Genomic DNA, 19796 nt, shown 5'->3' on the forward strand with positions numbered 1-19796 from the left:
GGGTGCGGGCGTCCGCACCCGGATCGCCCCGCGGCGAAGGCGTGCGGAGAGCACAGCGGCGGATCACAGACAGTGATCCGCCGCCGTGGTGACAGGACTCCGGTGCTTGGCGCCTACGGCGCCGGCTACTTCGTCGGCTTCTTGCCCGTCACGCCCAGGTGCACCAACAGCGCGAGATTCGGCTTCAGTTCCGCCTGCTTGACGCCCCAGGTCTGGAAGCCGCGCTGGTGCGAGGCGACCGCGGCGAGCATCGCGACCAGCGAACCGGCCATCGCCGCCGGGCTCACGTCCTTGTCGACCTTGCCCTTGGACTGGAGCTCCTTGACGGTGTCCGTAAGGGAGTTGTTCACCGAATTCAGGATCTTCATCCGGATTTTGTAGAACCGCTTGTCGCCCTCGGCCGCGCCGAGGTCGACCACCCGGAGGATCGCGTCGTTCTTCCGCCAGAAGTCGAGGAACCCGTCGACCAGGTCCTGCGAGGTCTGCAGGGCCGCCTTGCCGACCCAGGAGCGGCCTTCGAGGAGCTGCGTCAACTGCGCGCCCTCGGCGGCCATTTGCTCGGCGATCTCCAGGACGGCGCCCTCGACGTCCGGGAAGTACTGGTAGAACGTCGCCGGCGAAGTGCCCGCCTTCCGGGCGACGTCGATGACTTTGACGTCCCGGTAGGGCGAGGAGCTGAGCATCTCGCTCAGGCAGTCCAGCAGTTTCTGACGTGTCGCCTGACCACGTCGACCGGCCACACGGCCGTCGACGGTACGTACCTGTCCTGTCATGCCGTCAGCTTACCGAGGGGTGATCGGAGCGCGATTCGACCGAGTGCAAATGGGGTTGAAGGGGTGCCAGAGGGGTGTCAGAGGGGCGCTGGAGAGAGGCAGAGGGGTGACGGGGCAGGGGTGAGGGGCGGGCCGGGGGCGCCCGGTACGGGTGGTGCGCTCCGGCCGGAAATGATCGCCCGCCAGTGCTCCACCGCCTCTCCACCGCCTCCCCGCCACCTCGTCGTGACCCTGAGTCACCCCACCGGAATTGGCCATGTGTTCGAATCGATGTGCTGCGGGCCCGTCGGCGTGCGGCTAGCTTGACTGTGACGGAGGCCACAGGAGGGCCCTCCGCGGGCGAACCGAGGGAACGGGCTCATGGAATTCGCGGAAGGCGTCCCCTGCTGGGTGGACGCGATGCTCCCCGACGTCGAGGGCGGCAAGCGCTTCTACGGCGAGCTCTTCGGCTGGACCTTCGACGACGGCGCCGGGGCGGAGTACGGGAACTACACCCAGGCGTTCCTCGCCGGTGCGCCCGTCGCGGCGCTCGCCCCCAAGGCGGACGGGCGCATGCCCACGTCCTGGACGGTCTACCTGGCGACGCCGGACGCGGCCGCGCTGGCCGGGCGGATCAAGGGCGCGGGCGGGCAGATGATCATGGACCCGATGCCGGTCGGCCCGTTCGGCACGGTGGGGCTCGCGGCCGACCCCGAGGGTGCCGTCTTCGGCCTCTGGCAGGCGGGCGCGCACGTGGGCTTCGGCGTCCAGCGCGAGCCCGGCGCCTTCTGCTGGACCGAGCTCTACGCCCGCGCCAAGGAGACGGTCGACCCCTTCTACGAGGGCGTCTTCGGCTACGGGGGCCAGGACCTGGACGACGCGGGCGAGGACTTCCGGATCTGGTCGCCCGCCGGGGCGCGGCCGGGGGCCGAGACCGCGATCGGCGGCCGGGCCCTGATGGGCGGGGCCTTCCCGGCCGAGATGCCCCCGCACTTCCTCAACTACTTCGTCGTCGCCGACTGCGACGCGGCCGCTGCCACCGCCCGCCGGATCGGGGGCCGCGTGCGCGACGAGCCGCAGGACACTCCGTACGGCCGCATCTGCACCCTCGTGGACAACCAAGGCGCGGCTTTCGCCGTCCTCCAGGAGCCGGACCAGGTGTGAACAGGGTGTGAACCAGGAGAGGTACGGGAGGGTGCGGGAGGGGTATCGGAGGGCATCGCCCCATTTGATGTACCCATACGTCACCTTTGTCCCGAAACAGCCCGATCTTGCCCCGGGTTCGCAACCGTGGCCCGAGCCAGGAAGAATCAGGGTGCGTGCCGCCGTAGCGGCTCGGTGGTGAGACGCTGCACGGGGCTGCTCGGAACGGCGGCCGCGCGTACGGGGAGGTGGCAGGCAAGTGGTGGACCAGCTGACGCAGCACGATCCGCGGCGGATCGGCCCGTTCGAGGTCCTTGGACGGCTCGGCGCCGGTGGCATGGGGCTCGTCTATCTCGCGCGCTCCGCCTCCGGGCGGCGCGTGGCGATCAAGACGGTCAGAACCGAGCTCGCCGAGGACCAGCTGTTCCGAGTCCGCTTCACGCGCGAGGTCGAGGCGGCCCGGGCCGTGTCCGGCTTCTACACGGCCGCCGTGGTCGACGCCGACCCGCGCGCCGCGGTGCCCTGGCTCGCCACGGCGTACGTGCCCGCGCCCTCGCTCGAGGAAATAGTGAACGAGCACGGGCCGCTGCCCACCCAGGCCGTGCGCTGGCTGGCCGCGGGCGTCGCCGAGGCCCTGGAGTCCATCCACGGGGCCGGGCTCGTCCACCGCGACCTGAAGCCGTCCAACGTGCTCGTCGTCGAGGACGGCCCCCGCGTCATCGACTTCGGCATCGCGTCGGGCGTCTCCAACACCCGCCTGACCATGACCAACGTCGCCGTCGGCACCCCCGCCTACATGTCGCCCGAGCAGGCCAAGGACTCCCGCAGCGTCACCGGCGCCAGCGATGTCTTCTCCCTCGGCTCCACCCTCGTCTTCGCCGCCACGGGACACGCCCCCTTCCACGGCGCCAACCCCGTCGAGACCGTCTTCATGCTCCTTCGCGAGGGCCCCGACCTGGAGGGCCTGCCCGACGAGCTGCGGCCCCTCATCGAGTCCTGCATGCAGATGGAGGCCGCCCTCCGGCCCACCCCGAACGACCTCCAGTCCCAGCTCGCCCCGCACCTCTTCGCCTCCGAGGGCAACGGCGACGACAGCGGCACCGCCTCCGCCTGGCTGCCCGAGCGGGCCGTCGCGCTCATCGAGGCACGCCGGGGCGGACGCCCGCCCGCGCGCGCCGCGGCCACCGGTGGCTCCGGGGGCCGGGGAGCCCGCAGCAGCGCCGCCGGGGCCTCGGCCGCGCCCGTGTCCGCCGTGCCACCGCCGCCCCGGCAGGCCCCCGCCGTGCCGTCGCACGCCCCCGGCCTGCCCTCCCAGGTGCCGGCCGGGGCGTCCCAGCCGTTCCACGCGCCGCACCCCGGCGCCTCCCAGCCCTTCCAGGCGCCCGGCCACGCCGCGCCCGACGCCGGGCCGGTGCAGCTCGCCGGGGCCCAGGTGCCGATCGGGCCCGGGCCGCGCGTCGCCGAGGCCCGCGGCGCGGCGGCGCCCGCCGACTCCGGGCTCGCCGGGTCGTGGTCGCGGTCGGCGCAGGCGCCCGGGGCGGTGCGGCCCGGGGCCAACGGGGTCGACGCGGGTGTCACCGGCGGCGCGGGGGCGGGTGCTCCGGCCCCGGCCTCCGGCGCCCCGGCCTCCTGGCGGCCCTGGCGGTTCCGCATGTCCAACGACGTCTGGGGGACGCCCGCCGTCGCCGGGAACCTCGTGTACGTCACGTCCTTCGAGGTGCACGCCCTCGACGTGAGCACCGGACGGCGCAGCTTCAAGACCCGTGACGTCGCCTGGTCCATGGCCGTCGCCGACGGCCGCATCCACGCCTCCGACGGCCCCACCCTCTACGCCCTCGACGGCGCCGACGGCTCCGACCTGTGGCGGATCCAGACCGACGCCTGGGTGTACGCCCTCCAGGCCGACCGGGGCACCGTCGTCACCGCGACCCGCGGCGGCGGCGTGCAGGGCTGGGAGGCCGCGAACGGCGAGAAGCTCTGGGAGATCACGAACGCCCAGACCGAGTTCGAGACGCCCGAGGCCGCGCCCGTCATCGTCGACGGCACCGTGTACGTCTGGAAGGACGCCCGGCTGCGCGCCGTCGAGGCCCGCACCGGCATCGAGCGCTGGTCCTACCCGGTCGGCGACGCCGCGTCCTGCGGCGGCGTGCCGGTCCGCGTCACCCAGGCACCCGACGGGTACGTGTACATCGCCGCGGGCACCCGCGTCCTGGCCGTCGACGTGGCCGCCGGGCACGTCCGCTGGCACTTCGAGGCGCCCGCCGCGTTCCTCTGTCCGCCCGCCTTCGCCCCCGGCCCCGCCGTGACCGGCGGCGGCGTGTACCTCGCCGACTACCTCGGCACCGTGTACGCCCTCGACGCCACCGACGGCCGCGACCGCTGGCGCATCGCCACCGAGGCCCGCTCCTCCGTCGACCCCGTCCTCGTCGCCGACGGCCACGTGCACGTGGGCAGCGGCAAGGGCCTCTACACCCTCGACGCCGTCACCGGCACCCCCAAGTGGCGCTTCCAGGCGGGCGGCGACGTCGTCGGCTCCCCGGTCGTCGCCGACCGCCGCATCCACTTCGGCGCCACCGACCACCTCCTCTACACCCTCAAGGCCGACGACGGCCGCCTCCGCTGGAAGCTCGCCACCGGCGGCGAGATCACCGGCGCCCCGGTGGTCAGGGACGGCGTGGTGTACGCGTGCAGCAAGGACCGCTGCGTGTACGCGCTGGACGCGGAGCGGGGGACGGCGACTTCGCGCTGAGCCTCGGCGCGAGTGCGCGAGTGCGGGGGGGAGAGAGAGCGTCGGGTCGCGCGGCGTTGCGCCGGACGTGTGAGCCCCGCCGGGCGCGGGGTTCCCTACCGGGTCCCTCCCTACCGGGTCCGGAAGCCGTCGCCCCTGGCGCGCGCCGCGAACAGCTCCGCCTGCCGGGCGGCGTCCGCGTTGCCGAGGGCGATGAGGTGCGGGGCGTGGGCCATGGCCTGGGTGCGGGCGGCCTCCTTGGCGGACCAGACGGCGCGCACCGTGCCCTGCACGGCCTCCGTGGGGAAGGACGCGACGGTGGCGGCGGCCCGCACCGCCGCGGCCACCACCTCGCCGCCCGCCACCACCTCCGACACCAGGCCGATCTCGTACGCCCGCCGCGCGGACACCCGCTCCGCCGTCCCCATCAGGGACATCCGCGCCACCTCCCCGAACGGCATCCGCTGCGCCATGGCGATGGCCTCGTACGCGCTGACCATCCCGTACGTCGTGTGCGGGTCGAAGAACGTGGCGTGCTCCGCCGCGATCACGAACTCGCACTCGCCGATGAGGTAGAACGCGCCGCCGCACGCCATGCCGTTCACGGCGGCGAGCACCGGCTTCCACAGGTCGTTGGCCTTCGGCCCGACGGTGAGGAGGGGGTCCTCGATCGAGTACGGGGACGACGGCTGCGGGACCTCGGCGGTGCGGTCGACACCGGTGCAGAAGGCCCGCTCGCCGGCGCCCGTGAGGACGATCGCCCTGACCGTGTCGTCGCCCCTGAACCGGCGCCACAGCCAGGCGAGTTCGGCCGCCGTCTCCGGGGTCAGCGCGTTGTGCCGCTCCGGGCGGTCCAGCGTCACCACGGCGACCCCGGTCCCCGCGTCCCGCTCCACCCGCAGCCCGGCCGCCTCCTGGTCCGTCATGGCCGCTCCAGCACCCACTGCGGCAGCGCGATGCCGCTGCGCTCGGCGAAGACCACTTGCACGCGGGCGCCTATGCGCAGGCGTTCCGGTGGGACGGAGTTCGGGGGCGCGCCCGCCTTGGTGACCAGGTTGCCCACCAGGCGGACCCTGGGGGCGTCGGCCAGTTCCACGAGGATCGTGTTGTACGGGGAGAGGGCGGCGTAGGCCGGGAGGAGCGGGGGGTGGGGGATCACGTACGACCAGATCTTGCCCTTGCCGCTCATGCGGCGCCAGGTGGTGTCGAAGGACTGGCAGTGCGGGCAGCAAGGCCTTGGCGGCCAGCGGAGTTCGCCACAGCTCTCGCTGGCGCAGGCCTGGATGCGGAGTTCGCCTCGGGCGGCGTAGGTCCAGAAGGGGGTGCCGTCGTCGTCCACGACCGGGGTCAGGAGTTCCGTCGTCGCTGTCGGGGTCGCGTCTGCCATGTTGCTCTCCCTTTCCGTGTGCGGGTTCGTTGTGGCTGGTCGCGCAGTTCCCCGCGCCCCTGGGCGGGTCCGCCTCCGCAGGCCGTCGGGTGCTCCCTCACGCTCCCTTACGAGGCTCGCAGCAGCAATGCCGATGTCGGGACTCCCTCGCCCGCCGTGACCAGGCACGTCGTCGCGTCCGGGACCTGGGCCGTGCTCGTGCCCCGCAGTTGCTTCACGCCCTCGGTGATGAGGTTGAAGCCGTGGACGTAGGCCTCGCTGAGGCCGCCGCCGCTCGTGTTGAGGGGGAGGCGGCCGCCGATCTCCAGGGCGCCGCCCTCCGTGAACGCGCCGCCCTCGCCCCGGTCGCAGAAGCCGTAGCCCTCCAGGGAGAGCGGGATGAGAGGGGTGAACGCGTCGTAGATCTGGGCGACGTCGACGTCGTGGGGGCCGAAGTCGGCCTGCTTCCAGAGCTGTCGGGCGGCCGTCCAGGCGGGGCCGGAAAGGGGGTCGTCGTTCCAGTAGTTGACCATGCCGTGGTGCTGGGCGGGCAGGCCCTGGGCGGCGGAGTGGACGTAGACCGGCTTGCGGCGGCAGTCGCGGGCCCGCTCGGCCGAGACGATGACGCAGGCCAACGCGCCGTCGGTCTCAAGGCAGTTGTCGAAGAGGCAGAGCGGCTCGCTGATCCAGCGCGAGGTCATATACATGTCCCGGGTCAGCGGGCGTTCGTACATCATCGCGGCCGGGTTCTGGTTGGCGCGGTTGCGGCAGGCGAGGGCGACGTTGAAGAGGTGGTCGCGGGTCGCGCCGTACTCGTGCAGATAGCGGCGGGTCAGCATGGCGATCTCGTCGGCGGGGCGGAGCAGGCCGAAGGGGCGCGTCCACTGGGCGGGGGTGGGGAGTTGGGCGGTGGTGTTCCGCCACGGCCGGGGCCCGCTGCCGCGTTTGCGCGAGCGCCAGGCGACGCCGACGCTCGCCTGCCCGGTGGCGATGGCGGACGCCAGGTGCGCGACGGTCGCGCAGGAACCGCCGCCCCCGTACCCGACCTTGCTGAAGAACGTGACGTCGCCCGCGCCGATCGCCTTGGCGACCTCGACCTCGTCGGTCTCCTCCATCGTGTACGAGGCGAACGCGTCGACCTCGGACGGCGCTATCCCCGCGTCGTCGAGCGCGGCGATGACGGCCCGGCAGGCCAACGCCTTCTCGCTCTCGGGGAGTTGTCTGGCGAAGGGGGTCTGTCCGATGCCGGCTATCGCTGTGGCGTCCTTGAGTGAGGCCATGGCTTGCACACCTCCGCGCGCGTCGTGGGCGAGCCCTCGCTGCTGACAGCGCGTCAGGCTACCGCTAATCTGACGGATAGTCAGCTAGTGGGCGACGGCGGGAGGGGCGGCCATGCGCGGCGACCTGGAGTGGGGCAGCGTGCCGGGCCTGGTCCGGGCGGCGGCCGAGCGGTACGCGGACCGGGAGGCGGTCGTCGAGGGCCGCACCCGGGTGACGTACCGCGAACTCGGCGACCGGATCGAACGGGCCAGTGCCGCCTGCGTGGCCGCCGGCGTCGAACCCGGCGACCGCGTCGCCGTGTGGGCTCCCAACACCCTCGACTGGATCGTCTCCGCCCTCGGCGCGGTCGGCGCGGGCGCCGTCCTCGTCCCCCTCAACACCCGCTTCAAGGGAACCGAGGCGGCCTACGTCCTCGCCCGCTCCCGGGCCAAGCTGCTCTTCGTCACCGGTACGTTCCTGGGGACCTCGTACGTGGCGTCGCTGCGGCGGGCGGCGGGGGAGCCGCCGGAGTTCGGGGGCGGGGCGGCGGCGGGCGGCGCGGGGCCGCTGCCCGGGCTTCCGCACCTGGAGCAGGTCGTCGTCCTCGCCGACGACGCCCCCGAGGACTTCCGCACCTGGAAGGACTTCCTCGCGAGCGGCGACCGGATCACGCGCGAGGCCGTACGCGCCCGCGCCGACGCCGTCACCGGAGACCGCCCCTCTGACATCGTCTTCACCTCGGGCACCACAGGGCGCCCCAAGGGCGCCGTCATCACCCACGCCCAGACCCTGCGCTGCTACGCGATCTGGAGCGACCTGGCAGGCCTCCGCGAAGGCGACCGCTATCTGATCGTGAACCCGTTCTTCCACACCTTCGGCTACAAGGCCGGGATCATCGCCTGTCTGATGCGCGGCGCCACGATGGTCCCCCAGCCGGTCTTCAACGTAGACACCGTCCTCGCGAACATCGCCGCCGAACGCATCTCCGTCCTGCCCGGACCGCCCACCCTCCACCAGTCCCTCCTCGACCACCCGGCCCGGGACGCCCACGACCTCTCCGCCCTGCGCCTCGTCGTGACCGGCGCGGCGGTGGTCCCCCTGCGCCTCGTCGAACGCCTCCGCGCGGAGCTGCGCATCGCCACCGTCCTGACCGCGTACGGCCTCTCCGAGGCGAGCGGCATCGTCACCATGTGCCGCCGCGGCGACCCGGCGGAGGTCATCGCGTCCACGTCGGGCCGGGCGATCCCGGACACGGAGGTGAAGGTGGTGTCGCCCGCAGGTGACCCGCTGCCCCCCGACACCCCCGGCGAAGTCCTCGTCCGCGGCCACAACGTCATGAGCGGCTACTTCGAGGATCCCGCCGAGACCCGCAAGGTACGCACCCCCGACGGCTGGCTGCGCACCGGCGACGTCGGCGTCCTGGACGCGGCGGGCAACCTGCGCATCACCGACCGGATCAAGGACATGTTCATCGTCGGCGGCTTCAACGCCTACCCCGCCGAGATCGAACAGCTCCTCGGCACCCACCCGGAAGTCGCCGACGCCGCCGTCATCGGCATCCCCGACGCGCGCCTCGGCGAGGTCGGCAAGGCGTACGTGGTGCGGCGCCCCGGCTCGACCCTCACCGCGCACGACGTGATCGCCTGGTCGCGGCGCGAGATGGCCAACTACAAGGTGCCGCGCGAGGTGGAATTCGTACCGGAGCTGCCGCGGAACGCGAGCGGGAAGGTGCTGAAGGGGGAGCTGCGCAGGCTGTCCTGAGCGGCCCGGCTCTGCGTCCCTGAGCGCCGCCGTCACGCCCTCACGCCGTGGCGGCGCGCTCTCCCGCGCTGCGCTCCACGCAGAACTCGTTGCCCTCGATGTCGGCGAGGGTCACCCAGCCGCGTCCGTCCGGCTGCCGGTGGTCGGCCACGAGGGTCGCGCCGAGCGCGATGACCCGCTCGACCTCCTCGTCTCGCGTGCGGTCCTGCGGCTGAAGGTCGAAGTGCACGCGGTTCTTCGCGGTCTTCTTGTCCGGGACGGTGACGAACAGCAGCGCCGGTCCGCCCGGCGTGCTCACCAGCGCCTCCGGGTCCCCCGGAAAGTCGTCGTCGGCGAGCGAGCCCTCCAGGACCTGGGCCCAGAAGGACCCGAGCTGGTAGGCGTCGGAGCAGTCGAAGGTGATGTGGCGCACAAGAGTGGTCATGGGCGCACTATCGGGCAGGGGGGTGGGGCGGGTCCACCGAATTCCACGGGGCCGCCGACCGTTTCCCGCCCGGACGACAGGCCGGGGCCGAGCGGCGGCTCGGCCCCGGGTGATCAGTGCTGCGGAGCTGTCAGGGCGTGCCCGTTGACGGGCGGCGCCGGTGCGTGGTGATCGCCCAGCGGGCTGACCGTCACCTCTCCGTCCCCCGGAGGGGCGGGAGCGTGATGGTCGGCGAGCGCCGGAGCGGTCGCTGCGGCTGAAGCCGCGGCCATGACGGCCAGAGTGACGAGGATTCTTCGCGTGCGAGTCATTCCAACTCCTTGGAGGGGACCGACTTTCAACAATCAACTCTAGTCGTACATACCGCAGCATGTTCGAACAAATGCCGCTAAACTTTGGCGAGTTGACGCTGTGGCCGACTGTCCTGAATATGCTTCGGCCGCGGCGGCTCCCCCTCCGCGCCGCCGCGGCCGAACCCCCGTCAGGATGTAAGCATCAGTTTCCGCCTGAAGGCGGCGCGGGGCTGTGGTGGTCACCCTTGGTCGTGATGCCGCCGTCCTTCGGCGGCGTGGGGCTGTGGTGGTCGCCCTGCGTCGTGATGTCACCGTCGACCGGCGGCGGTGCCGGGCTGTGGTGGTCCCCCTTGGACGCGATCTTGGGCTTCACTATCTTCTTCTCGATGTTGCTCATGGCAGTCTCCCCCAGTTGTGACGACGAGCCGTCGGGGAAACGCCCGCTCGGCAACTCCCCCGAGGACCGCCGAACGGGCGTTCCGGGGCCGCCAACGATATCGACGGTCCTCCGGCGACCCGTCTGCCCCCCGACGCGACGGATCGACTGAGATAAGCATGCCTGGTTGGCATAAACAATCGATGAACGCCCCTGCGGAGCCGCTGGAGCGGCTGTTCAGGCCGCAGACAGGGGCGGCGCGAGCAGGCGGCGGACCTCGTCCGCGTCGCTGGTGCCGCACTGCTCGTGCAGGTTGAGCGCGTCACGCCAGCAGGCTCGCGCGCGGTCGTTCTGGCCGAGGCGGTCCAGGGCTCGTCCCAGAGTGGTCAGGACCTGGGCCCGGATGCGGTCACCGCCGATGAAGCCGATGGCGAGGGCCTGCTCCGCGTGCTGAGCGGCCAGAGTCGGCCGGTCGGCCGCCAAGTGGGCCTGGGCGATGCGGAAGTGAGCCGTACCTTCCCAGAGCCGCTGCCGGTTCACCCGGAACCTGTGCAGCGACCCGTCCAACTGCTCCAGCGCTTCGCTGTGGCGGCCCGCCTGTGTGTAGGCCATGCCCAGACCGTACTCGGCGTTGGGCAGGCGCAGGGCGTGGCCGATGGTCTTGTAGATGTCGACGCCCTGCTGGGCCAGCTCGATGGCGCGCGCGGTGTTGCCCATGAACAGGTGCATGCGGGACAGGTTGCACATGGCGCTCGCCTGGCCGGGGTGGTTCCCGTCCGCCTGCGACCCTTCCATGGCCTTGAGGAGGAACTCCTCGGCCGCCGCGTAGCGCCCCTGGTTGACGGCGATGATGCCGCGGTCGTTCATCGCCCAGTAGACGGGCACGGGATCGTCCGCGGTCTGCGCGAGGGCGGTGGCCACCCGGGCCTCTTCGTCGGCTTCGTTGTACCGGCCCGCGACCAGGTGGACGTTGGTGAGCGTCGTCCGCGCGCGGGCCTCCGCGCGCGTGTCGGCGGCTTGTTGCGCGGCTGCCCGGGCGGCGATGGCCGCCGCCTCGTACTGCTTGGAGTTCGCGCCGGACTCGCCGAGGTCCTGTGCGGCCCACAGCAGGTCGATCGCCTGGCGGAGGGTCGGACCGGACGCGGCCTGCTGCACGCAGGCCAGCAGGCAGTTCGCCTCGGTGTAGAGCCAGTTCAGCGCGTCGTCCCTGTCGTCGAACGCCAGGCCCGCGTAGCGGGTGGGCTCCAGGTGGTTCACCAGGCGGTCGCCGGGGCGGCCGATGGAGAACACCTCGGCCGCCGTGGCCAGGTAGAAGTCCAGCAACCGCGAGAGCGCGGCGTCCCGCTCGCTCGGCGGGAGTTCGTCGCGCTTGGCGCAGGCGCGGGCGTAGAGGCGTACGAGGTCGTGGTAGCGGTAGCGGCCGGGGGCCGCTGACTCCAGGAGGGAGGTGTCGACCAGGGACTCCAGGAGGTCCTCGGTGTCCTCCGGGGGCAGGTCGAGGACCGCGGCGGCGGCCGCGAGGGATATGTCGGGGCCGTCGGCGAGGCCGAGGAGGCGGAAGGCGCGGGACTGGGCCGGCTCCAGCTGGCCGTAGCCGAGCTCGAAGGTCGCGGCCACGGCCAGGTCCCCCACCTGGAGCTCGTCGAGGCGGCGGCGCTCGTCGGCCAGCTTGGCGGCGAGCGTCGACACGGTCCACGTACGCCGCGCCGCGAGGCGGGACGCCGCGATGCGGATCGCGAGGGGCAGGAAGCCGCACGCGGCGACCACGTCGAGCGCGGCCTCGCGCTCGGACGCCACCCGCTCCTCGCCGACGATCTTCGTGAACAGCTGCAGGGCCTCGTCGGGGGACATGACGTCCAGGTCGACGAGGTGGGCCCCGGCCAGGTCCACCATCCGGGTGCGGGATGTGACGAGCGCGGCGCAGCCCTCCGTGCCGGGCAGCAGGGGCCGGACCTGGGCGGCGTCGCGCGCGTTGTCGAGGAGGACGAAGACGCGGCGGCCGTCGAGGACGGAGCGGAACAGCGCCGCCCGCTCCTCCAGAGAATCCGGAATCGCCGAGTCCGGCGTACCGAGGGCGCGCAGGAAGGCACCGAGCACCGTCTCGGGCTCGGCGACGCGGGGCCCCGCGCCCTGGAGGTCGACATAGAGCTGCCCGTCCGGGAAGCGGGCGCGCGCCGCGTGCGCCACATGCACCGCAAGCGTCGTCTTGCCCACCCCCCCGATGCCCGCGAGCGCCGACACGGCCATCACGCGCCCCTCGGCCGTGGACAGGATGTCGCTGAGTTCCTTGACGAAGGAGACGCGGCCGGTGAAGTCCTGGACGGTGGCGGGCAGCTGGGCCGGGCGGACGACGCCCGCCGAGGGTTCCGCCGCGGGGGCGGAGGGCTCGGCGAGGGCGGGGTCGGCCTGGAGGATGCGCTGCTGGAGTTCTTGGAGGCCGGGGCGTGGGTCGACGCCGAGTTCGTCGGCGAGGAGGCGGCGGGTGTCGGCGTAGACGGCGAGGGCCTCGGCCTGGCGGCCGGAGCGGTAGAGGGCGAGCATCAGGAGTTCGCGCAGGCGCTCCCGCAGGGGGTGCGCGGCGGTGAGGGCGGTCAGCTCGGAGACGGACTCGGCGTGCCGCCCCTGTTCCAGGTCCATGTCGAGGCGGGCTTCAAGGAGCTGGAGGCGCCACTCCTCCAGGCGGGTGCGCTGGGCGTCCGCGTAGGGCCCGGGGACGTTGGCGAGGGGCTCGCCGTCCCACAGGGACAGGGCCTTCTTGACCAGGGAACGGGCCTGGTGCAGGTCACCGAGCCCGCGCGCCCGCTCGGCCGCGGCCCACAGCTGCTCCGCCTCGGCGAGGTCGAGCACGCCGTCGGCGGCCCGTACGGCATAGCCGCCGGACTCGCTGACGAGGGCGCCGGCCGGGAGGACCTTGCGCAGCCGCGAGGCGTACGTACGGATGGCGGCGAGCGCCTGTGACGGCGGGTCCTCGCCCCAGATGGCGTCGATCAGTTCGGAGGCGGTGGCGGTGCGGCCGTCGCGCAGGAGCAGGGCCGCGAGCAGGGCGCGCTGCTGGGGGGAGCCGGTGGGCAGGGGCTCCTCGCCGAGCCAGGCGCGCACGGGCCCGAGCACGCTGAAGCGGGCGGCGGGCCGCGCGTCGGCGGCGCCGGGCCCGTCCGGGGCCGCGGCCCGGTCCGGCTCGTGCCCGCTCACGGGCGCGCCCCGCGCCTCCTCGTCCACAGCTCGCGACGCCCGCGTCGTGGTCCCAGGGTCGCTTTCCGCCGCCGAACGCCGCTGCTCCGGCACTCGCGGTAGTCCGTCCATCGCTCCCCCTGCTGCCCTGCCGTACGCAGTTGCTGAAGTCTTCTCAAATACGCCCAACTGTGCCCGGCTGTGCCTGGTTTGTGCCCGCCTCGGACCTGCCCTGCCCGTGCGGCTTACTGCGGTGCACAGTTTGCCTTGTCCGGAGCGGATGCGTCAGCCGTGGGAGACGGCTCTCACAGGGTTCCCGCACCAGTGACTGAATCCGGACAACTGACGGATCGTCAGATGCGCGCTACCGTGAGCCCCATGGAGACCATGGAGAGCACTCAGGAGGCCGCCCCCGCCGAGCCGCCGTTCCCGAGGATCATCTCGGTGGACGACCACACGGTGGAGCCGCCGCACGTCTGGCGGGACCGCCTCCCGGCGAAGTACCAGGACCGAGGTCCGCGCATCGTCCGTGCCCCGCTCAAAGAAATGACCTTTTTGGGCGGTAAGTTCGCCCCTGTGATGGGGGAGAAAGGGGATGATGGCCCCATAGGGGACTGGTGGGTGTACGAGGAACTGCACCGCCCGCTGACCCGGCTCGACACGGCCGTCGGCTACGACCGCGACGAGATCAAGCTGGAAGTGATCACGTACGAGCAGATGCGGCGCGGCTCGTTCAGCGTCCCCGACCGGCTCGCCGACATGGACGTCAACCACGTCCAGTCCGCCCTGTGCTTCCCCACCTTCCCGCGCTTCTGCGGCCAGACGTTCACCGAGGCACCGGACCGTGACCTGGGGCTTCTCTCCGTGCGGGCGTACAACGACTGGATGGTGGACGAGTGGTGCGGCCCCGCCGCGCAAGGTCGGCTGATACCGCTCACCCTCATACCCCTCTGGGACGCCGAACTGGCCGCCGCCGAGGTACGGCGCAACGCGGCGCGCGGGGTGCGGGCCGTCGCCTTTTCGGAAATCCCGCCACATCTCGGGCTTCCGTCGATCCACACGGACTACTGGGACCCGTTCCTCGCCGCCTGCGACGAGACGGGCACGGTGGTGGCGATGCACATCGGCTCGTCCAGCAAGATGCCGTCGACCTCCGCCGATGCACCACCCGCCGTCGGCTCCACGATCACGTTCGCGAACTGCTGCTTCTCGATGGTCGACTGGCTGATGAGCGGCAAGTTCGAGCGCTTCCCCAACGTGCGCGTGATGTACGCCGAGGGGCAGATCGGCTGGATCCCCTACATCCTGGAGCGCGCCGACGTCGTCTGGGAGGAGAACCGCGGCTGGGGCGGCGTCGCCGACAAGGTGCACCGCCCGCCGTCGGAGCTCTTCGCCGACCACGTCTTCGGCTGCTTCTTCGACGACGCCTTCGGCCTGCGCAACCTCGACGCGATCGGCGCCGGCAACGTCCTGTACGAGACCGACTACCCCCACTCCGACTCCACCTGGCCCACATCCCGCCAAGTCGGCGAGGAACAGATGGGGCACCTGGCGCCGGATGTGGTCGACCGGATCGTCCGCGGCAACGCCATCGACCTCCTCGGCCTGACGAAGGACGGCCTGTGGCCGGGACCGGGGGCCTGAGCGCCGTGGCCGAGCCGTTCCCCGCCGGGCGGCTCGCGTACGGGATGCAGCTTCCGGTGCAGTCCCAGAGCGCGCTGTTCGCCGAGCCGTGGGAGGCCGACGCGGGCCCCGACGACCTGGTCGAGATCGCCCGCACGGCTGACCGCACGGGCTTCGCGTACCTCGCCGTCTGCGACCACGTGGCGATCCCGCGGCGGCTCGCGGACGCGATGGGCACCATCTGGTACGACCCGGTGGCCACCCTCTCCTTCCTGGCCGGGGTCACCGCACGCGTCCGCCTGCTGAGCCATGTCGCGATCGTCGGCCTGCGCCACCCGCTGCTCGGCGCCAAGCAGTACGCCACGCTCGACCACCTCAGCGGCGGCCGGCTGATCCTCGGCGTCGGCGCCGGGCACGTGGCGGAGGAGTTCGACGTCCTCGGGGCCGACTTCGCGGGGCGCGGCCCGCTGCTCGACGAGACCGTGGACGCGCTGCGGGCCGCGCTCGGGCCCGAGGAGTTCCCCGAGCACCACGGCGAGCGATTCGCCTTCGAGGGCCTCGGGCAGCGGCCCCGGCCCGCCCAGGAGCGGGTGCCGATCTGGGTCGGCGGCTCCTCGCCCGCCGCCGTCCGCCGGGCCGCGACGCGCGGCGACGGCTGGCTGCCGCAGGGCGACCCGCGCGACCGGCTGCCCGGGCAGATCGCCAGGCTGCGGCGGCTGCGGGCCGAGGCGGGCATCGAGGCGCCCGTCACCATCGGGGCCATCACCGAGCCGCTGTACGTGGGCGAGCCCACCTGGCCGGTGGGGCGGCGGGCGCTCAGCGGGAAGCCCGACGCCCTCGCGGAGTCGCTGCGCGCGTACGGGGAGATGGGCGTGCACCAGATCCAGGTGCGGTTCCGCAGCCGCGGCCGCGCCGAACTCACCGACCAGATGGCGGCGTTCGGCGCCGAGGTCGCGCCCCACCTCGACTAGGGCGTTCCTTTCACCGAACCGGACCAGGAGGCCGGCATGGGCAAGCTGGACGGGCGCGTCGTCATCGTCACCGGTGGCGCGCGCGGGCAGGGCGAGCAGGAGGCGCGGCTGTTCGTCGCCGAGGGCGCGCGGGTGGTCGTCGGCGACGTGCTGGACGAGCAGGGGGAGGCGCTGGCGAAGGAGCTGGGGCACGACAGCGCCCGGTACGTCCACCTGGACGTCGGCGAGGAGGCGGACTGGGCGGCCGCCGTCAGCGCCACGAAGGAGGCCTTCGGCGCGGTCGACGGGCTGGTGAACAACGCGGGCATCCTGCGCTTCAACGAGCTGGTGAACACCCCTCTGGAGGAGTTCGAGCGGATCGTCCGGGTCAACCAGACCGGTGTCTTCCTCGGCATCAAGACGACCGCGCCCGAGATCGCGGCGGCGGGCGGCGGCTCGATCGTGAACACCGCCTCGTACGCGGGGATGACGGGCATGGCGTACATCGGCGCGTACAGCGCGACCAAGCACGCCATCATCGGCCTCACCCGGGTCGCCGCCCTGGAACTGGCCGAGCGGCACATCCGCGTCAACGCGATCTGCCCCGGCGCCATCGACACCGCCATGAGCAATCCGGCACAGCTCGACCCGGAGGCGGACGTGGCGAAGGCCTCGCGCGGCCTGGACGCGCTGTACCGCAAGCTCGTGCCGCTCGGCCGGGTGGGCAGGGCGGAGGAGGTGGCGCGGCTCGCGCTGTTCCTCACGGCGGCGGAGGACTCGGCGTACATCACAGGCCAGCCGTTCGTGATCGACGGCGGCTGGCTCGCCGGGGTCAGCGTTCTCTGACGGGCAGTCAGCCGGGGGCGGGTGCGGGTCTTGACGCTCCCAGGGTGCGGTGGAACAGTCGGACCAGCAAATCTGACGGTACGTCAGAAACTCACGAGGACGGTGAACCGCCTTGGAATTCGGGCTCTTTGTACAGGGATACGTGGGCAAGCGGGCCGAGACCGACCCCCTCGCCGAGCACAAGGCGCTGATGGAGGAGACCGAGTACGTCATCGAGGCGGACAAGTCGGGCTTCAAGTACGCCTGGGCGTCCGAGCACCACTTCCTGGAGGAGTACTCGCACCTCTCCGCCAGCGACGTCTTCCTCGGCTATCTCGCGCACGCCACGGAGCGCATCCACCTCGGCTCGGGGATCTTCAACCCCCTGGCCCAGGTCAACCACCCGGTCAAGGTCGCCGAGAAGGTCGCCATGCTCGACCACCTGTCGGAAGGGCGCTTCGAGTTCGGCAGCGGGCGCGGCGCCGGGTCGCACGAGATCCTCGGCTTCCTGCCGGGCATCACCGACATGAACCACACCAAGGAGATCTGGGAGGAGACCATCGCGGAGTTCCCCAAGATGTGGCTCCAGGAGGAGTACGAGGGGTTCCAGGGCAAGCACTGGCAACTGCCGCCGCGCAAGGTCTTCCCCAAGCCGTACGGCGCCTCGCACCCGGCCATGTGGTACGCCGCCGGGTCGCCGTCCTCGTACGCCATGGCCGCGAAGAAGGGGCTCGGGGTCCTCGGCTTCAGCGTGCAGAAGGTCTCCGACATGGAGTGGGTCCTCGAGCAGTACAAGACCGCGATCCGGGACGCCGAGCCCGTCGGGGACTTCGTCAACGACAACGTGATGGTGACGTCGACCGCGATCTGCGCCGAGACGCATGAGAAGGCCGTCCGGATCGCCGTGAACGGCGGGCTCAACTACCTGCAGTCGCTGGTGTTCCGGTACCACGACACCTTCCCCCGGCCCGAGGGGATTCCCGAGTGGCCCGAGGTGCTGCCCGACTACACCGAGGAGATCATCGAGCTGCTCATCGCCGAGGAGCTGATGATCTGCGGGGATCCGGACGAGGTGACCCGGCAGTGCAAGCGGTGGGAGCAGGCCGGGGCCGACCAGTTGTCGTTCGGGCTGCCCATCGGGATTTCGCCCGAGGACACGAAGAACACGATCCGGTTGATCGGGGAGCACGTCATTCCGAAGATCGACACCGATCCGGTGCACCGGACCACTCGGATGCGGGGTGCTGGGGCCTAGGCCTCGCGGGGCGCCCCAGGCCCGCCCCTTCTCCGAAACCGGGGGCTGCCGCCCCCTGGACCCCCGCCGATCGGCGCTTCGCGCCTCGTCCTCAAACGCCGGACGGGCTGATACTTCGGGAGGACCTCTCGTCATGCTTGACCACCTCATCAAGGGTGTGACCCTCGTCGACGGGACGGGGGCCGCCGCCCGCGTCGCCGACGTGGGGATCAGGGACGGGCGCGTCGCCGTCGTCGCGCCCTCCGTCACGGAGGAGGCCCGTACCCAGGAGGAGGCCCGCGGCCTGGTCCTCGCTCCCGGGTTCGTCGATCCGCACACCCACTACGACGCGCAGCTCTTCTGGGACCCGTACGCGACGCCGTCCCTGAACCACGGGGTGACGACCGTCGCGGGCGGGAACTGCGGGTTCACGCTGGCGCCGCTGCACCCGGACCGGCCCGAGGACGCCGACTACACGCGGCGGATGATGTCCAAGGTCGAGGGGATGTCCCTGGTGGCCCTTGAGGAGGGCGCGCCCTGGTCGTGGCACTCGTTCGGGGAGTATCTGGACGCGCTGGAAGGGCGGATCGCCGTCAACGCGGGGTTCATGGTGGGGCACTGCGCGCTGCGGCGGTACGTGATGGGGGCGGACGCGGTCGGCGGGCAGCCGTCGGCCGAGCAGCTGGAGCGGATGCTCGCCCTGTTCCACGAGGCGATGGAAGCAGGAGCCTGGGGGCTCTCCACCACGCAGTCGTCCACGCACTCCGACGGGGACGGGCAGCCGGTGGCCTCCCGGCACGCCGGGCCCGACGAGCTGCTCGCCCTGTCGCGGGCGGTCGCCGAGCACGAGGGCACGCAGTTGGAGGCGATCGTCGCCGGGTGCCTCGACCAGTTCGACGACGCCGAGATCGACCTGTTCGTGGAGATGAGCGCGGCGGCGGGCCGCCCCCTGAACTGGAACGTCCTCACCATCGACGCCGCCGTGCCCGAGCGCGTCCCGCGCCAGCTGATCCCCAGCGAGCGCGCCCGCAAGGCCGGGGGCCGCGTCGTCGCCCTCACCATGCCGATCCTCACGCCCATGAACATGTCCCTCGGCACCTTCTGCGCGCTCAACCTCATACCCGGCTGGGGCGACGTCCTCGGCCTGCCCGTGCCAGAACGGATCGCGCGGCTCCGCGACCCGGACGTCCGGGCGGAGATGCTGCGGCGCGCGGGCAGCAAGGAGGCCGGGGTGTTCCGGCGGCTCGCCCGCTTCGACCGGTACGTCATCGGCGACACCTACTCCGCCGCGAACGAGGGCCTGACCGGCCGCGTCGTCGGGGACATCGCCGCCGAACGCGGCCAGGAGCCCTTCCACTGCCTCGTCGAGATCTGCGCCAACGACGAGCTGCGCACCGTCCTTTGGCCCATGCCGACCGACAACGACCCGGACTCCTGGGCCCTGCGCGCCGAGACCTGGGCCCACGAGGACGTCATGCTCGGCGGCTCCGACGCGGGCGCCCATCTGGACCGCATGTGCGGCGCCCCGTACACCACCCGCTTCCTCGGGGACTGTCTGCGCGGCCGGAAGCTGGTCGGCCTTGAGCAGGCGGTGAAGATGCTCACCGACGACCCGGCCCGGCTCTTCGGCCTGCGCGAGCGCGGCCGGGTCGCCGAGGGCTTCCACGCCGACCTCGTCCTCTTCGACCCCGAGCGGATCGACGCGGGCAAGGCCACCCTCGTGCACGACCTGCCCGGCGACAGCCCCCGCCTGGACTCCAAGGCGATCGGCGTGAACGCCGTGTGGGTCAACGGCGTCGAGGTGATCCGCGACGACGTGGTGACCGGGGCGGTGCCGGGGACGGTGCTGCGGTCCGGGCGCGACACCAGGACGGTGAGCACCAGGTGAGC

Annotated in this window: 15 protein-coding genes; 8 read left to right on the top strand and 7 right to left on the bottom strand. The window is 72.3% G+C overall.

The window, feature by feature from the left end; genetic code table 11:
* Positions 1-125 precede the first annotated feature (125 nt).
* Positions 126-773 carry a TetR family transcriptional regulator gene (locus tag ACZ6BG_RS23670; protein ID WP_016639324.1) on the bottom strand — a complete coding sequence of 216 codons (648 nt, stop codon included), beginning with the start codon at positions 771-773 and terminating at the stop codon, positions 126-128.
* 360 nt (positions 774-1133) lie between these two features.
* Between ACZ6BG_RS23670 and kbpA the strand changes: the two genes are divergently transcribed.
* Together kbpA and afsK are read left to right on the top strand one after the other, a co-directional pair.
* On the top strand, positions 1134-1916 hold the full coding sequence (gene kbpA, locus ACZ6BG_RS23675; RefSeq protein WP_469004609.1) for an AfsK-binding protein KbpA: 783 nt from the start codon (positions 1134-1136) through the stop codon (positions 1914-1916).
* 238 nt (positions 1917-2154) lie between these two features.
* Positions 2155-4644: a protein serine/threonine kinase AfsK gene (gene afsK, locus ACZ6BG_RS23680; protein WP_469004612.1), complete on the top strand. Its 2490-nt coding sequence runs from the start codon at positions 2155-2157 to the stop codon at positions 4642-4644.
* A gap of 110 nt (positions 4645-4754) precedes the next feature.
* Here the strand turns inward: afsK and ACZ6BG_RS23685 are convergent, their stop codons facing one another.
* The 3 genes from ACZ6BG_RS23685 to ACZ6BG_RS23695 all read right to left on the bottom strand — a co-directional run bounded on the left by ACZ6BG_RS23685 (position 4755) and on the right by ACZ6BG_RS23695 (position 7269).
* Complete coding sequence (locus ACZ6BG_RS23685; RefSeq protein ID WP_469004614.1) at positions 4755-5549, bottom strand: enoyl-CoA hydratase/isomerase family protein; 795 nt, start codon at positions 5547-5549, stop codon at positions 4755-4757.
* Positions 5546-6010, bottom strand: a complete 465-nt coding sequence (locus ACZ6BG_RS23690) for a Zn-ribbon domain-containing OB-fold protein (protein ID WP_469004616.1) — start codon at positions 6008-6010, stop codon at positions 5546-5548. The genes ACZ6BG_RS23685 and ACZ6BG_RS23690 overlap by 4 nt, the downstream gene beginning before the upstream one ends.
* 107 nt (positions 6011-6117) lie before the next feature.
* Complete coding sequence (locus ACZ6BG_RS23695; RefSeq protein ID WP_469004618.1) at positions 6118-7269, bottom strand: lipid-transfer protein; 1152 nt, start codon at positions 7267-7269, stop codon at positions 6118-6120.
* 112 nt (positions 7270-7381) lie between these two features.
* Between ACZ6BG_RS23695 and ACZ6BG_RS23700 the strand changes: the two genes are divergently transcribed.
* The gene (locus ACZ6BG_RS23700; RefSeq protein ID WP_469004620.1) at positions 7382-9010 is read left to right on the top strand and encodes a FadD3 family acyl-CoA ligase; all 1629 of its coding nucleotides are present in this window, start codon (positions 7382-7384) and stop codon (positions 9008-9010) included.
* 40 nt (positions 9011-9050) lie between these two features.
* Here the strand turns inward: ACZ6BG_RS23700 and ACZ6BG_RS23705 are convergent, their stop codons facing one another.
* From ACZ6BG_RS23705 to afsR, 3 genes are all read right to left on the bottom strand, one after another.
* A complete protein-coding gene (locus tag ACZ6BG_RS23705) occupies positions 9051-9434 on the bottom strand; it encodes a VOC family protein (RefSeq protein ID WP_469004622.1) in 384 nt (127 codons plus the stop codon).
* A gap of 495 nt (positions 9435-9929) precedes the next feature.
* The gene (locus ACZ6BG_RS23710) at positions 9930-10124 is read right to left on the bottom strand and encodes a sigma-like protein (protein WP_469004624.1); all 195 of its coding nucleotides are present in this window, start codon (positions 10122-10124) and stop codon (positions 9930-9932) included.
* A gap of 216 nt (positions 10125-10340) precedes the next feature.
* The gene (gene afsR / locus ACZ6BG_RS23715; protein WP_469004627.1) at positions 10341-13406 is read right to left on the bottom strand and encodes an SARP-family global regulator AfsR; all 3066 of its coding nucleotides are present in this window, start codon (positions 13404-13406) and stop codon (positions 10341-10343) included.
* A 246-nt stretch (positions 13407-13652) separates the two neighbouring features.
* On the opposite strand from afsR, the gene ACZ6BG_RS23720 reads away from it, so the two are divergent.
* The 5 genes from ACZ6BG_RS23720 to ACZ6BG_RS23740 all read left to right on the top strand — a co-directional run bounded on the left by ACZ6BG_RS23720 (position 13653) and on the right by ACZ6BG_RS23740 (position 19794).
* Positions 13653-14918 (top strand): amidohydrolase family protein, encoded by a 1266-nt coding sequence (locus ACZ6BG_RS23720; RefSeq protein WP_469004630.1) that lies wholly within the window; start codon positions 13653-13655, stop codon positions 14916-14918.
* A gap of 44 nt (positions 14919-14962) precedes the next feature.
* Positions 14963-15868 (top strand): LLM class F420-dependent oxidoreductase, encoded by a 906-nt coding sequence (locus tag ACZ6BG_RS23725; protein WP_469005242.1) that lies wholly within the window; start codon positions 14963-14965, stop codon positions 15866-15868.
* 36 nt (positions 15869-15904) lie between these two features.
* Positions 15905-16693: an SDR family NAD(P)-dependent oxidoreductase gene (locus ACZ6BG_RS23730; protein ID WP_469004632.1), complete on the top strand. Its 789-nt coding sequence runs from the start codon at positions 15905-15907 to the stop codon at positions 16691-16693.
* Positions 16694-16805: 112 nt separating this feature from the next.
* Positions 16806-17927: an LLM class flavin-dependent oxidoreductase gene (locus ACZ6BG_RS23735; RefSeq protein ID WP_469004634.1), complete on the top strand. Its 1122-nt coding sequence runs from the start codon at positions 16806-16808 to the stop codon at positions 17925-17927.
* A gap of 133 nt (positions 17928-18060) precedes the next feature.
* On the top strand, positions 18061-19794 hold the full coding sequence (locus ACZ6BG_RS23740; RefSeq protein WP_469004636.1) for an N-acyl-D-amino-acid deacylase family protein: 1734 nt from the start codon (positions 18061-18063) through the stop codon (positions 19792-19794).
* Positions 19795-19796: the final 2 nt, after the last annotated feature.

This window comes from Streptomyces sp. NPDC041205 (assembly GCF_055591765.1).

Coding starts and splice junctions, on each gene's coding strand:
- ACZ6BG_RS23720 (WP_469004630.1), top strand. CDS start 13,653: ATGGAGACCATGGAGAGCACTCAGGAGGCCGCCCCCGCCGAGCCGCCG.
- ACZ6BG_RS23700 (WP_469004620.1), top strand. CDS start 7,382: ATGCGCGGCGACCTGGAGTGGGGCAGCGTGCCGGGCCTGGTCCGGGCG.
- ACZ6BG_RS23705 (WP_469004622.1), bottom strand. CDS start 9,434: ATGACCACTCTTGTGCGCCACATCACCTTCGACTGCTCCGACGCCTAC.
- ACZ6BG_RS23670 (WP_016639324.1), bottom strand. CDS start 773: ATGACAGGACAGGTACGTACCGTCGACGGCCGTGTGGCCGGTCGACGT.
- ACZ6BG_RS23710 (WP_469004624.1), bottom strand. CDS start 10,124: ATGAGCAACATCGAGAAGAAGATAGTGAAGCCCAAGATCGCGTCCAAG.
- ACZ6BG_RS23695 (WP_469004618.1), bottom strand. CDS start 7,269: ATGGCCTCACTCAAGGACGCCACAGCGATAGCCGGCATCGGACAGACC.
- ACZ6BG_RS23685 (WP_469004614.1), bottom strand. CDS start 5,549: ATGACGGACCAGGAGGCGGCCGGGCTGCGGGTGGAGCGGGACGCGGGG.
- afsR (WP_469004627.1), bottom strand. CDS start 13,406: ATGGACGGACTACCGCGAGTGCCGGAGCAGCGGCGTTCGGCGGCGGAA.
- ACZ6BG_RS23725 (WP_469005242.1), top strand. CDS start 14,963: ATGCAGCTTCCGGTGCAGTCCCAGAGCGCGCTGTTCGCCGAGCCGTGG.
- kbpA (WP_469004609.1), top strand. CDS start 1,134: ATGGAATTCGCGGAAGGCGTCCCCTGCTGGGTGGACGCGATGCTCCCC.
- ACZ6BG_RS23730 (WP_469004632.1), top strand. CDS start 15,905: ATGGGCAAGCTGGACGGGCGCGTCGTCATCGTCACCGGTGGCGCGCGC.
- ACZ6BG_RS23740 (WP_469004636.1), top strand. CDS start 18,061: ATGCTTGACCACCTCATCAAGGGTGTGACCCTCGTCGACGGGACGGGG.
- ACZ6BG_RS23690 (WP_469004616.1), bottom strand. CDS start 6,010: ATGGCAGACGCGACCCCGACAGCGACGACGGAACTCCTGACCCCGGTC.